The organism is Paracoccus marcusii (genome assembly GCF_028621715.1).
Taxonomy (GTDB): Bacteria; Pseudomonadota; Alphaproteobacteria; order Rhodobacterales; family Rhodobacteraceae; genus Paracoccus; species Paracoccus marcusii.
The window spans coordinates 3,017,498-3,029,978 of the sequence record NZ_CP117466.1; the positions used below are offsets into that span (position 1 = coordinate 3,017,498).

The 12,481-nt window shown below is 64.5% G+C and carries 10 protein-coding genes; 7 read left to right on the forward strand and 3 right to left on the reverse strand.

Translation table 11 applies throughout. The features are described 5' to 3' along the window. Positions 1–8: 8 nt before the first annotated feature. The 7 genes from PRL19_RS14910 to PRL19_RS14940 all read left to right on the forward strand — a co-directional run bounded on the left by PRL19_RS14910 (position 9) and on the right by PRL19_RS14940 (position 8,147). Positions 9–1,193 (forward strand): alginate export family protein, encoded by a 1,185-nt coding sequence (locus PRL19_RS14910; RefSeq protein WP_273743427.1) that lies wholly within the window; start codon positions 9–11, stop codon positions 1,191–1,193. Positions 1,194–1,341: 148 nt separating this feature from the next. Further along, complete coding sequence (locus tag PRL19_RS14915; protein WP_217845918.1) at positions 1,342–1,590, forward strand: DUF2188 domain-containing protein; 249 nt, start codon at positions 1,342–1,344, stop codon at positions 1,588–1,590. 188 nt (positions 1,591–1,778) lie between these two features. Continuing rightward, positions 1,779–2,789, forward strand: coding sequence for an ABC transporter substrate-binding protein (locus PRL19_RS14920; RefSeq protein ID WP_273743428.1), 1,011 nt, complete (start codon positions 1,779–1,781; stop codon positions 2,787–2,789). Next, on the forward strand, positions 2,786–3,820 hold the full coding sequence (locus PRL19_RS14925; RefSeq protein ID WP_045998917.1) for a FecCD family ABC transporter permease: 1,035 nt from the start codon (positions 2,786–2,788) through the stop codon (positions 3,818–3,820). The genes PRL19_RS14920 and PRL19_RS14925 overlap by 4 nt, the downstream gene beginning before the upstream one ends. Continuing rightward, the gene (locus PRL19_RS14930) at positions 3,817–4,572 is read left to right on the forward strand and encodes an ABC transporter ATP-binding protein (protein ID WP_273743429.1); all 756 of its coding nucleotides are present in this window, start codon (positions 3,817–3,819) and stop codon (positions 4,570–4,572) included. Before PRL19_RS14925 ends, PRL19_RS14930 begins: the two co-directional genes overlap by 4 nt. Positions 4,573–4,783: 211 nt before the next feature. After that, positions 4,784–5,536 (forward strand): hypothetical protein, encoded by a 753-nt coding sequence (locus PRL19_RS14935; protein WP_273743430.1) that lies wholly within the window; start codon positions 4,784–4,786, stop codon positions 5,534–5,536. A 1,003-nt stretch (positions 5,537–6,539) separates the two neighbouring features. Next, entirely contained in the window at positions 6,540–8,147 is a 1,608-nt protein-coding gene (locus PRL19_RS14940) for an AAA family ATPase (protein ID WP_273743431.1), read from the forward strand. Here the strand turns inward: PRL19_RS14940 and PRL19_RS14945 are convergent, their stop codons facing one another. From PRL19_RS14945 to radC, 3 genes are all read right to left on the reverse strand, one after another. After that, on the reverse strand, positions 8,148–9,200 hold the full coding sequence (locus PRL19_RS14945) for a TAXI family TRAP transporter solute-binding subunit (protein WP_273743432.1): 1,053 nt from the start codon (positions 9,198–9,200) through the stop codon (positions 8,148–8,150). It lies immediately after the preceding gene. A 26-nt stretch (positions 9,201–9,226) separates the two neighbouring features. After that, positions 9,227–10,744 (reverse strand): coiled-coil domain-containing protein, encoded by a 1,518-nt coding sequence (locus PRL19_RS14950; protein ID WP_273743433.1) that lies wholly within the window; start codon positions 10,742–10,744, stop codon positions 9,227–9,229. Positions 10,745–11,567: 823 nt separating this feature from the next. Beyond that, positions 11,568–12,359, reverse strand: coding sequence for a RadC family protein (gene radC / locus PRL19_RS14955; protein ID WP_420704429.1), 792 nt, complete (start codon positions 12,357–12,359; stop codon positions 11,568–11,570). Positions 12,360–12,481: the final 122 nt, after the last annotated feature.

Genomic DNA, 12,481 nt, shown 5'->3' on the forward strand with positions numbered 1-12,481 from the left:
CCCTGCGCATGGACCGTATCGGCCCCCTGCTGATTGCCGCGACCCTGTCCCTTCCCGTCCCGGCCCTGGCCGACCCGCCCGCGATCGAGTTCCGTCGGTCGCTGCAGCTGGACCTGGCCTATGAACGGCAGACGGATGATGGCGACCGGGACCGTGAGGGGGCCGTCAGCCCGCTGTTCCGCCTGATCGGCGAGGTCGCGTCAGAGGAAACCTGGTCCGGCTTCTTCGAATTCGACGTCTTCTCCGAACGGGTCTGGGAACGTGGAGAGCCGCGCAGCACGACCAACACCGCGCGCGTCAATCAGGCCTATCTGCAGTATGACGACGGCTTTCGCATTCGCGCCGGGCGGTGGCTGTACCGCGACGAACGCGAATGGCTGATCGACAAGAACATCGACGGTGTCATGGCCCGCTTTGACGCGGGCCCGGTACGCGTCGACGCGCTGGCCGGCCGCGTGGGCTGGCTGCCCCGCACCCTGTTCGAGCCGGGGTCGCGCGGCGACCGCATCGCCTATTACGGCCTGCTTGCGCAGATGGAACCCGCTGATGACCGCTATGTCGAGGCCTTCGCCATCCTTGGCGACGACCGCGAGAGGGGCGCCGGGGAGCAGCTGTCCCTGGGCCTGCGATCCTGGGGAGAGTTGGGCGACGGCCTGACCTATTGGGCGGATGCGGGGCTGTCGCGCGGATCGGACGACGATCGCCGCCTGAAGGGATACGGGTTCGACATCCGCGCGACCCGCCTGTGGGAGGATCACGACCTGCAGCCGCGCGTGACGGTGGCCTTTGCCCAAGGCAGCGGCGACGGCGACCCCGACGACGGCACCGACCGCGCCTATCGCCAGACCGGGCTGCAGTCGAACGAGGCGCGTCTGGGCGGGTTCGCCAAGCTGAAATACTATGGCGAGGCGCTTGATCCCGATCTGAGCGACATCCGCATCGCGACCGCGGGCGTCGGCCTGACCGCAAACGACGCGGTATCGGTCGATCTGCTGTATCACCACTATCGCCGCGTTTCCGTGGCGCAGGGACAAGACCGCCACCTGGGCGACGCGTTAGACCTGGTCCTGGGCCTTCGTCCGACCGATGCACTGGAAATCGACGCGGCGATCGGGTGGTTCGCCGGGGGGTCCGACGCGGCCGACCCCGACCGCGGCATGGCTGCCCGGATCGAGATGGAATACGCGTTCTGATGCGCCTGCCAGCGGGCATGCAGGGCCAGGAAAGTTTTCGCGGAACGGAGCGAGCGGGCCGGCCGTTGATGCAGAAGCTCCGAAAACAGGCAATCGCGCGGACCGGACGACCCGTGACCGTGCGCCTGCCCAAGCAAGGACAAAGCGAATGACCAAAATCGTGTACGAGATCGTCGAGCATGACGGTGGCTGGGCCTACAAGCTGGACGACGTATTCTCGGAAACCTATCCCACAAAGGAACAGGCGACCGCCGCCGCCAACGACGTCGCCGCGCGGCAACAGTTGAGCGGCGAGTCGGAGGTCGTCCAGTACCAGGACGAAAAGGGCACCTGGCGCGAGGAGGACGTCTCGGGCGACGACCGCCCCGAGGTCGACGTCCGCGACGGCGCGAAATAAGCAGGATAGGCCTTAAAGTTGACAGCGTCGGCGCAAACCCCTGTGCCGACGCTGATATTTCCGTCGCCGCAAGACCGCTACCCTGCGACGCCCTCGTTGAGGGGCGCTAAAGTTGACTATTTTCGTTGCCGACCTGATCCGGCGGTGCTATCGGCCCCGCAACGTCATACACGATCAGGCAGCAGACCATGCACCAGCCCCCCCGATTCATTCTTGCGGCCTTGGCCTGTTTTGCAGCGCCCGCGACGCTGTGGGCCGAACCGACGCAGTATCCGCTGACGCTGGAGAACTGCGGCGTTGAGATCACCATCGAGCAGGCGCCGCAGAATGCCGTGGCCTTGGGCCAGAACAGCGCCGAGATCCTGCTGATGCTGGGGCTGCAGGACAGGTTGGCCGCGTCGGCCTTCTGGCCCACCAAGGTGCTGCCCGAGCTGGAAGAGGCGAATGCCGCCGTCGAGATCCTGACTGTTGAACAGCCCACGCTGGAAGGGATCCTGACCAAGGAGCCGGACTTCGTGGCGGCGCAGTTGCCGCTGCTGCTGGGCGATGACAGCAAGGTCGCCAAGCGACAGGACTTTGCCGATCTGGGCATTCCAAGCTATCTGTCGCCCGGCATCTGCAACACCCGCGACGACGCCGGCGACATCTATGGCAGCCGCGATCAGCTGTGGAACATGGATCTTCTGTACCAGGAGATTGACGAGCTGTCGCGCATCTTTGACGTGGCCGATCGCGGGCAGGCGCTGATCGCCGACTTCCGCAAGCGCGAGGCCGACCTGCGGGCGCGGTTCGACCACGACGACGACACGACCTTCCTGTTCTGGTTCTCCAGCCCCTCGGCCGGAGAGGACGCCTATCTGGGCGGCAAGAACGGTGCATCGGGCTTCATCGCCGACCTGCTGGGCGGCCGCAACGCGATCACGACCGAGGCGGAATGGCCGACCGTCGGGTGGGAGGGCATCATCGCCGCCGATCCGACCTATATCGTCGCCGCATCGCTGGACCGCGACCGGTGGGACCTGGACCGCGCCGACAACAAGATTGCGTTTTTGGAAAGCGACCCCTCGGTCAGCCAGATGCCCGCGGTGCAGCAGGGCCACATTCTGACCATGAACGGCGCGGCGATGAACCCGACGATCCGCACCATCTATGGCGCCGAGGAGCTGGCCCGTCAGCTGGACGCGCTGCAGGGGAAATGAGCGTTTCGGCCCATCGCGGCAGGGGCGGTTTCGCCGCCCTGCTGATGATCGCGACCGCGGCCCTGACGGTCGCGGTGGCCTTGGCCGTCAGCATTGGAGAGATGCGGATCCCGCTGGCGACCGTCGGCCTGTCGGCCACCAACCACCTGGGCTGGACCGATGCGCAGATCAGCCGCATCCAGGACAGCGTGATCTGGGATCTGCGTCTCAGCCGGGCGCTGGTCGCGGCGCTGTGCGGGGCGGGATTGGCGATCTGCGGTGCGATCCTGCAATCGCTGCTGCGCAATACCTTGGCCGAGCCCTATGTGCTGGGCGTGTCCGCCGGTGCGTCCACGGGGGCCGTGGCGGTGATCATCCTGGGCGTCGGCGCGGGCACCGTGTCGCTGTCGGCCGGCGCCTTTGCCGGGGCGCTGGCGGCCTTTGCCTTTGTGGCGCTGCTGTCGGATGGCGGGCGCGGCGGGCCGGATCGCACGATCCTGGCCGGGGTCGCGGCCGCACAGCTGTTCAACGCGCTGACCGCCTATGTCGTCACCACATCGGGCAACGCTCAGCAGGCGCGTGACGTGATGTTCTGGCTGCTGGGCAGCTTTGGCGGCGTGCGCTGGCCGGAATTCCAGCTGCTGGCCGTGGTGATGCTGATCGGGCTTGTCGTCTGCATCTGGTATGCACACGCGCTGGATGCCTTCACCTTCGGCGACGACGCGGCCGCGTCCATGGGGATCGCGGTGGGCCGGGTGCGGATCGTCCTGTTCGCGACGACGGCGTTGATCACCGCGACCATCGTCAGCATGGTCGGATCCATCGGCTTTGTCGGGCTGGTCGTCCCCCACGCGGTGCGGTTCCTGATCGGGCCGGGACACATGCGTCTGCTGCCCGCCTGCGCGGTGGTCGGCGCGGTCTTCATGGTCCTGGCCGACATCGTCTCGCGCAGCGTGATGACCCAGCAGACCCTGCCCATCGGCATCGTCACCGCGCTGGTGGGCGTCCCGTGCTTTTCACTGATCCTGTACCGCGCGAGGGCCACGGCATGAGCATCGCAGCCACCAACCTGTCCTGGGGCGTCGGGCGCAAGGCGATCCTGCATGACGTGTCGCTGCGCGTTCAGCCGGGCACGATCCTGGGGCTGTTGGGGCCGAACGGGTCGGGCAAGTCCTCTCTGCTGCGGCTGTTGGCGGGGCTGCGGCGGCCGGACGGGGGCCAGGTCACGCTGGATGGACAGGACATCGCGGGAATGCGCCGGCGCGACCTGGCACGGCGCGTGGCTCTGGTCCAGCAGCACGCGCAGACCGAGATGAACGTGACCGTCCAGGAGGTCGTGATGCTGGGACGGACACCCCACCGCGCGCCTCTGGCGGGATGTTCGACGGCCGACATGATCGCGGTCGAACGGGCGCTGGAACAGGTCGACATGACCGCGTTCCGCCATGAAAGCTGGCAGGGCCTGTCGGGCGGCGAGCGTCAGCGCGTCCAGATCGCCCGTGCCCTGGCCCAGCAGCCCCGAGAGCTGTTCCTGGACGAGCCGACCAATCATCTGGACATCCAGCATCAGCTGGACCTGCTGCGGCTGGTTTCCCGACTGGGGCTGACCAGCATCGTGGCGCTGCACGATCTGAACCACGCGGCCATGTTCTGCGACCGCCTGCTGGTGCTTGACCAGGGCCGCGTCGTGGCGGATGGTCCCCCGGCCGAGGTGCTGACGCAGGACCTGTTGGCCGACGTGTTCCGGGTGACATGCGATTTTCATCACGCGCGCGACGGACGGCGTCACATCCTGTTCCAATAGGACCAGCGGTCGGACCAACAACCTGGACGGAAAGGCATGGCGCCTTCCGCAATTAAGCGTTGAAATTAAGCGATTTTTTGCCGTTCAGCTGGGATAACCGGAACTTGACGTGACACGCGGGCGGGGTCCGTTATGCATCCCACAACGCGTGCAACGCCCTGGTGGCTGATCAAGGTGCCGGGATGCACGCATCACAGCAAAGGCCCGTGACATGATCCAACGCCGCAGCCAGCTGACAGCCCGTCTTGGGGCACTGACCATGACCGCCTGCCTGATCGCCGCGCAGGCGGGGGCGCAGGGCAACACGGGGGGCATTCCCACTGCGCAGGACATCTGGCGGCACCTGCCGCCCCTGCCCGGCCAGGCTGCCGCGCCCGAACCGCAGCCGGCGCCCGAAGCACCCCCGGCGCCCCGACCCGAGCGGGCGGCACCGGTGGAACCCGCTCCCCGCACGCCGGTCGCCGTCGCGCCACCCAGCCCGCCTGTCGCGGCGCCGGTACCCGTGCCCGTCGCGCCATCACCGGCGCCCGTGCCGGTTCCTGTGCCTGTGCCCGTTGCGCCATCGCCGGTGCCCGTCTCACCTCCCGGTGCACCCGTATTCACGCAACCCCCTGCCACGACAGCCCCCGTGCCGTGGAATGGCATCCCCGCGGCGACACCGTCCTTCGGATCGCGGACATTGGCGCAGGCGCGGGTCGTGATCCACTATCCCGAACGTGGTGGGTTCGAGCGTTCGCAGGAAATCAGCCGCCTGCTGCGCGCCCTGGGCACCGCCGAGGTCGAGACCCGTCCCGTCCGCTACGCAGTCGACCGCCAGAGCATCCGCTACTTTCAGGACGCCGACCGCGAGGTTTCCGGGACCATCGCCGACCTGATCGGCGGGGGTGGCCGGGCGACGGTGGCAGACTTCACCTTCTTCCGCCCCACCCCGCGTGACGGCACGATCGAAATCTGGTTGCCGTGATTGGGGGCGTCTGCACTGGCGCCTCCGGAGACCGGAATACTCTGGCGTAAAGCCAGGGCGATCATGACTTGCCTTTCCGGGTGGGCTGGCCTTTCCCCTATAAAACAGGCCATGAAATCGCCAGCGCCTAGTACTGGGCGTCTTGATTACGCCAGCCTGCCGATCATTTAAAAGCTCGGTATACTTGCAGTTTTCCTGAACGCTTCAGCGGTGCCAAAAGCGACAAACTCTCCTCCAATATTCGCTACATGGTTGATGGATTATTTTCGGATCAACCTTTTGGAGAATATGGCTCAATCATCCATATCGGTAAAAGAAGTGAAATATGCTGTTCTATACTTAAAAGTCCGGGCAAAACTTTCTATTATGCGCATGCGCCACGGCATCAACAGATGCAAAGCCGTTTGCGCTAATAACGCCCAGAAGGGCATTTTAAGATACCAAAAGTATTAACGTGAAGACGTACACTACTTATTGGATATCCTTCGCCAAGTTCCAAGACCATTAAATTACATGAATTTGATTTATAATAAAAATTCCAAAAACTCACCTTATGGATATTCTAGCATTATCCCTAACAAATCTGTCAGTCATACCATAAACACAATCCCATACTGGTATGATTTAAAAAACTCGGCATTTTAAGCGATCACACAAAAGACTCCTCTATAATATATGTGCCGCATGTTGTCCCGAAGCGTCAGTGGACGGTTCAACAGAACTGTTCATCATGGCATCGCCATACCGCCGGACAATACCAACAATTGACATGCACTTTTCAGGGACCTGAGCAGGTGGCCGATGGACCCTCGCGCCATTCTTGTTTACCTTGGTTAACAGAGCATTTCGATTGTGTGGCATTCGTTGCGGTATGCCTGGACCTCGTGCCTTGGTGGAGAGAGCAGTGGACAACGCCTTTGATACACTGTCCTGCCCCAGTTTCGCGTCGGCACCGGGCCGACATCAACTGTATCTGACCGAAGCGCATCGTGATCATCTGGCGATGATCAAGGCCTGGACCAAGTTCGATCGTGGGCTGCTGGTCCTGTCGGGGCCGGCCCGGATCGGGAAGACGGTCCTGACGTCGGAGTTCATCGCGCAATCCTCCGGTGACATGAAGATCGGACGGGTCACGCTGGATCGTCCGGGCATGGATCTGTCGCAGGAGGCGCCGAAGGCGTTCGGCATCAGTTCCCCTGACCCGCTGACGGAACTGACACGGCTTCTGGAGAAAGGGCGCTCGACCTACCGGAAATGTGTCCTGATCGTCGACAATGCGCATCTGTTGTCCGAACCTTCCAAGGAATTCCTGGAAGAGATCACGGCGGCCTCGGGCTTGCCGCAGCCGCTGTATGTCCTGCTGGTCGGACGCGGAGAGGCCGCAGCCCTGCTCGACCCCCCAATTCATGAGGAGTTGCGGCGCAGGATCGGGGGGCATCTGCGGATGCAGCCCCTGACGCAGGCAGAGACCGCCGACTATATCGCGCATCGCTTCCGCATCCGGAAATGCCCCTGTCACGGGGGACGCCAGCCGTTCGATGCCGGCGGGCTTTGGCTGATCCATGAGGCCTCCGGCGGCAATCCCGGCCAGATCGACCGCCTGGTGCGCCACTGCCTGTCCCGGGAGCGCATGGCTCCAGGCAGCCGGATGGACGAAGTGTTCGTCCATGCCTGTCTGTCCGACTTGGCGCAGGCCGGGACCCTGCCCCACCCACTGCCCGACCTGCCTGCAGGCGGGTACCGCGATGAAGCGGCATCTATCGAAGAACCCGCTGCACCGCCGTCTTTTCCGGAACCCTATGTCGGGACGGCGCCCGCGGGGCATGTGCCCTTGCTGCTGGAGGAGCCGCCCGCGCGTCGGTGGCAGACGCCCGCCCTGGCCGGCGCGGCCGTGATCGGTCTTGTCGCAGTCGGCGGCTATCTGCTGACCCCGGACCGGGCGCCCGTCGATCAGGCCGCGGAAACTCCGGCGGTGGTTGTCCAAGCACCCCAAGCGGCGCCCCCTGCACCCGCGCCCATCGCACCGGAACCCGTGGCCGAGCCCACCCCGCGGCAGGCCGCGATCGTGACGGAGGTCGAGGAGAATGCCCCGGACGCGCAGATCCTCCTGACGCAGGCGCTCGAGGCGGATATCGTCGATCAGGCGGCGGCGCTGGCGCTGTACAAGCGTGCTGCGCTGTGGGGCAACGAACGGGCCGCGTACTATCTGGGTCAGCTGTATGAGACGGGCATCGGGGTCGAGGCCGATCCGAACAGCGCCCGCGCATGGTATCGCAAGGCGCCCGATATCTCGGGGGCCGTTGCACGGCTGCGCGAGCTTGATGTCGCCGATCCGTCCCCCGCAGAGGTTCCCGGCATGCCCACCCCGAACCGCCAGACCATCCTGACGGCAGGTCAGTCCGAACTGTACTGGTCCGCACCCGATGGGCCGGACCCGGTGCAGTACCGCGTGGAATTCAACGTCGAAGGATCGGAGCAGATCGAACAGATCGACACCGACCTGACAGCTGCCCTGATCGAACAGCCCGTTGCACGGTGGCGGGTCGCGGCCCTGCGCGCCGACGGTACGCCCGGCCCGGCATCGGACTGGGCGGTGCCGACGGCACCCTGATCAGCAGCCCAGAACGGCGCAGATGTTGCGGCGATAGGCGGCGTTGGCCTCGCTGTCGGTCGGCGTCTCGGCCTCTGGCGCGACGGGGGTGCAACTGGGCACGTATTCCGGGTCGATCCCCCGGTTCACGCAGGTTGAGATGTCCCAGCCCGGCGGAATGTCGGTCAGGTCGACCGACTGCCATTTTGCATGACCGTCGGAGCGTAGGGTGTCGATGTTCGACAGGATCAGCGACGAAAGGTCCGACACGCCGCGGCAGCTGGCCTGATGATAGCGGTTGCCGCGCGGATCGTATTCATAGGTCATCAGCACCGCCTTGACGGCGACCAGGTCCACCGGGTCCGGCTGAAAGGCATAGGTCCCGCCCGCCAGCGTCGCCGGGGTATAGACCGCCTGCAGCGTGTCATCCGGGATCGGCAGCAGGTGGAACTGCTCTCCGTCGATCTCGTTTTCGGCATACAGCGCGGCCGGCGCCCCCGCGACATAGAAGAAGGCATCGATGTCGCCCGCTTCCAGCTGCGGCAGCGCATCGCCGGGTGCGATGGGCAATACCTCGGCCGGTTCGATGCCGGCCAAGGAGATCATCAGCGATGCGGTCAGATAGGTGCCGCTGTCTTCGACCCCGATGGCGACCCGCTTGCCATTCAGCCCGCCGAAGTCGGCGATGTCGCGGCGCGCCAGGATGTGGACTTCCTCCTCGTACAGGGGAAAGGCGATCCGAACGCCGGCGATGGCCCGCGCCACGGCAGGATCATCGCTTGCGAATGTCTGCATGTACTCCAGCACGTCGTTCTGGACGATGCCGAACTGAGTGTTGGGGCGCTGACGCACGGCCAGGAAATTCTCCAGCGAGCCGGCCGATTCGACGACCTCCAGGTTCTGGCCGCATTGCTGCATCAGGCCGCTCAGGTCGCGACCGATCTGGATATAGGTGCCGGTCGGAGATCCGGTCATGATCGTCATGTCGGCGTTCTGGGCATGGCCTGCGACGGACATGCCGGACGCCACGCAGATCCCGACGGCAAGGCGTTGCAGAAGCTTGGAAATTGGCATCGTCGTCTCTTTCCGCTTGAGGAATGTCAGCATCCGTCCAGCCCGGCCAGAAGGACAAGCAACGCTTGGCGGTTGATGGGGTTCTGGACCTCGCGCAGCGCGTCGATGGTGCACTGGCCCTCGACCAGCAGGTCGCGCAGCCGGTCGCGCGACGCCTGTGATTGCGGAAGACCGGGCGTGGTGGCCAGGATGGCGCTGACCTGATCCGCGTCCCGCGGTTGCAGAGCCAAGCCGTCGTCACCGGTGACCGCCAGTTGCGCGTCTGCCGCAGGTTCCTGCGTTGCCACGGGGGCCGGTTCGGCGGGCGCATCCGTCGGCGGCTCGGGGGCGGCTGCCTGCTCCGGCTCAGCCTGCTGTGCGGCCAGGTCGGTGCTCAGCGTCTCGATCTGCGTCTGCAACGCTGCGGCACGCTCCTCCTGCTCCACGATCTGTGCGGCAAGGCTCTCGGACCGGTCCAGCTCGGCCTGCATCGCGTCACGACGCGTGGTCAGTTCCGCCAGTTCCGACTGCACTGCATTCAACTCGGCCTCGGCCGCGGACGCCTGTTCCTCCTGCTCCGCGATTTGCGCGGAGAGGTTTTCGGACTGCTCCAACTCAGCCTGCATCGCATCGCGACGCGTGATCAGCTCTGCCAGTTCCGTCTGGAGGGCATTCAGCTGCGCCTCCGCAGCGGCAGCCTGCTCCCCTCGCTCCGCAACCTGCGTGGAGAGGCCTTCCGCCTGCTCAAGCTCCGTCTGCATCGCATCGCGACGCGCGGTCAACTCCGAGAGTTCCGTCTGAACTTCGTCCAACTGGGCCTGAGCGGCGGCCATCTGATCCTCCCGCTCTGCAACCTGTGCAGAGAGGTCTTTGGATTGCTCCAGTTCCACCCGCACCGCGTCGCGACGTGCGGTCAGTTCAGCCAGTTCAGCCTGCGCGGCGGCCAGCTGTGCCTCGACGGCAGCAGCCTGTTCCTGTCTCTCTGCAACCTCTGCAGAAAGGCTTTCGGACCGCTCCAATTCCGCCTGCATCGCATCGCGACGCGTTGTCAGATCGGCCAGCTCCGCACGCATCCCGTCAAGCTGCGGTTCAATCTCCTGCCGCGCAGAGGTTATCTCGTCACGGCTGGCGGTGGCGGCTGCTATCTCCTCCTCCAGCACGGCAAGTCTCTGTGCCTGCTCCTGCTCGGTCGTGCGAAGATCTTCCGTCCGTTGAGCCAGTTCCTCCGCCTCGGCGCGCCGCGCTTCGAGGGTGGTGTTCAAGTCCTCAAGTTCTGCCTCAGCCGCCGCAATCCGGGTTCTCAGATCAGCATCCTGCGCCTCTGCACTCTCGGTGCCGCTTTCAACTGTGCCCTGGTTCTCTTGCGCGCCGGTAAGGCTCTCCTGCTCCTGCGCAAGCTGGCTAGTCGCCGCCTCGATCCTGGCCGTCAGGTCGCTCAGCTCCGTGCGCGCTGCCTCGACTTGGGGCTCCAGCTCGGCAGCCTCAAGCTCCATTTGCGCGATGATCTGACGCAAGGCCTGCGCCTGCGCGGCCAGATCATCCGGCGCCGCCTGCGCCGATGCCAAGGGAGCCGTCCCCAGAAAGCCGACCGCTGCCAAAGCGGCTATCGGAACACGAGAAAACACGAACACAATTAAAATCCTCCGTAGTTTCATAATGAAGCCACATGACGGATTGTCAAGTTTGGCCAGCCCAGATGCGGGGATTCATCTGTAGAGAAATCCCCGCAAACGCTCCTGATAGCGCACAGCGCATCTGAATCACTAACCGTGCAAATCCGGCGCGCTATCGCCTGATCGGAACACCGTGTTTATGGACGTACATGGCGCCGCGACACGAGAAAACCTACGCTGTCAAGGACGGGCAGCGCGCAAGGTTCTGCATGCATTGAAACTTCAGCTCTGCGAGATGCCTATTTCGGGATAGAGAGATCTGTCCGCGAACTTGGCGGCAGAGTCGCAGGTTCTATTGAGCCTAGGTACCATGCTACAGACGCACAGACAGTCATGTCCCTCCTTGGTATCTGTACATTCTATCGCGGAGCAACGAGGTAATTAGGGCCGGCTGTGATGTTACGAACGTGCCCTGTTCCCTGCGCGATGAAATCCTGCGCGACGAAATGATGGCAGCGAGCGTCAGTTCTGAGACTGATCCAGTCAATACCTGACATAATGGTCTACCAACAAGCCGGCGCGCCGTGGCCACGTCGACCAGCCCAGAGCCGATCCCCATCACAGGAACCGCGTCCGATTCGGACGGGTCCTTTCCGTTACTCGACCAATACCAAGTCGATCCGATTATGCCATCGCTCGGTTCCGCCGTTGGCATCATATCGATTGGATACGGCACGGTACAACCGGTCTTGGCGGCAGCCGACACCCGAATGGACTACAACAGCCCCTGCTCCCGGAATGACGCCTCCGCATCCTTGCCGATGATGACATGGTCGTGGACCGAGACATCGATCGCCTCACAGGCCGCAGCGACGCGGGCGGTCATGGTGATGTCCTCATCACTGGGGGTCGGATCGCCGGAAGGATGGTTGTGGACCAGGATCACGGCGCTTGCATTCAGTTCCAGGGCCCGCTTGGCCACCTCGCGGGGATAGACCGGCACGTGCCCGACGGTGCCGTTACCCAGGGCCTCATCGGCGATGATCGTGTTCTTTCGATCCAGAAACAGCACCCGAAACTGTTCGGTCTCGCGATAGGCCATGCAGGTGCGGCAATAGGAGATCAGCGCCTGCCAGGACGACAGCACCTCGCGCTGCAGAACCTTGGCCTGGGCCATCCGCTGAGCGAACGCGTCCACCAGCCGCAATTGCAGATAGACCCAACGGTCCGCGCCCTCGACCTGCCGGATGCGATGTTCGGATGCCGCAACGACGCCGTTCAGGTCCCCGAATGTGGCAAGCAGGCGCTTGGCCAAGGGCTTGACGTCGATCTTCGGCACGGCGTTGAACAACAAAAGCTCCAGCATCTCGTAATCGGGCATCGGCGCATGACCGCCCTCAAGAAAGCGGGTCCGCAGCCGTTCACGATGACCCCAGTAATGCGGCCGGGCGGTCCCGTCCGTCCCTGTCACCAGCCCGCCGCCCGCCGCGGCATCGGGCTTCAGCCGGTCCGTCATGCGGAAGGACCTGGTGAACGCGGGCTCGGTCACCGCCTCGGGGGGCGGCATGCGGGCCTCGAGGTCGGCCAGACCTTTGAGCGCCTCTTCGGAGAACCCGCCCGGCGACCGAATCGGAAGCTCGACCGTATCCCGCACCTCCTCCGTTTCCGACGCCTGCACCTTGCCGCTTC

Bases quoted from the DNA above. Each gene is read 5' to 3' on its own strand.
- PRL19_RS14910 (WP_273743427.1), top strand. From the start codon at position 9: ATGGACCGTATCGGCCCCCTGCTGATTGCCGCGACCCTGTCCCTTCCC.
- PRL19_RS14915 (WP_217845918.1), top strand. From the start codon at position 1,342: ATGACCAAAATCGTGTACGAGATCGTCGAGCATGACGGTGGCTGGGCC.
- PRL19_RS14920 (WP_273743428.1), top strand. From the start codon at position 1,779: ATGCACCAGCCCCCCCGATTCATTCTTGCGGCCTTGGCCTGTTTTGCA.
- PRL19_RS14925 (WP_045998917.1), top strand. From the start codon at position 2,786: ATGAGCGTTTCGGCCCATCGCGGCAGGGGCGGTTTCGCCGCCCTGCTG.
- PRL19_RS14930 (WP_273743429.1), top strand. From the start codon at position 3,817: ATGAGCATCGCAGCCACCAACCTGTCCTGGGGCGTCGGGCGCAAGGCG.
- PRL19_RS14935 (WP_273743430.1), top strand. From the start codon at position 4,784: ATGATCCAACGCCGCAGCCAGCTGACAGCCCGTCTTGGGGCACTGACC.
- PRL19_RS14940 (WP_273743431.1), top strand. From the start codon at position 6,540: ATGATCAAGGCCTGGACCAAGTTCGATCGTGGGCTGCTGGTCCTGTCG.
- PRL19_RS14945 (WP_273743432.1), bottom strand. From the start codon at position 9,200: ATGCCAATTTCCAAGCTTCTGCAACGCCTTGCCGTCGGGATCTGCGTG.
- radC (WP_420704429.1), bottom strand. From the start codon at position 12,359: ATGCCGCCCCCCGAGGCGGTGACCGAGCCCGCGTTCACCAGGTCCTTC.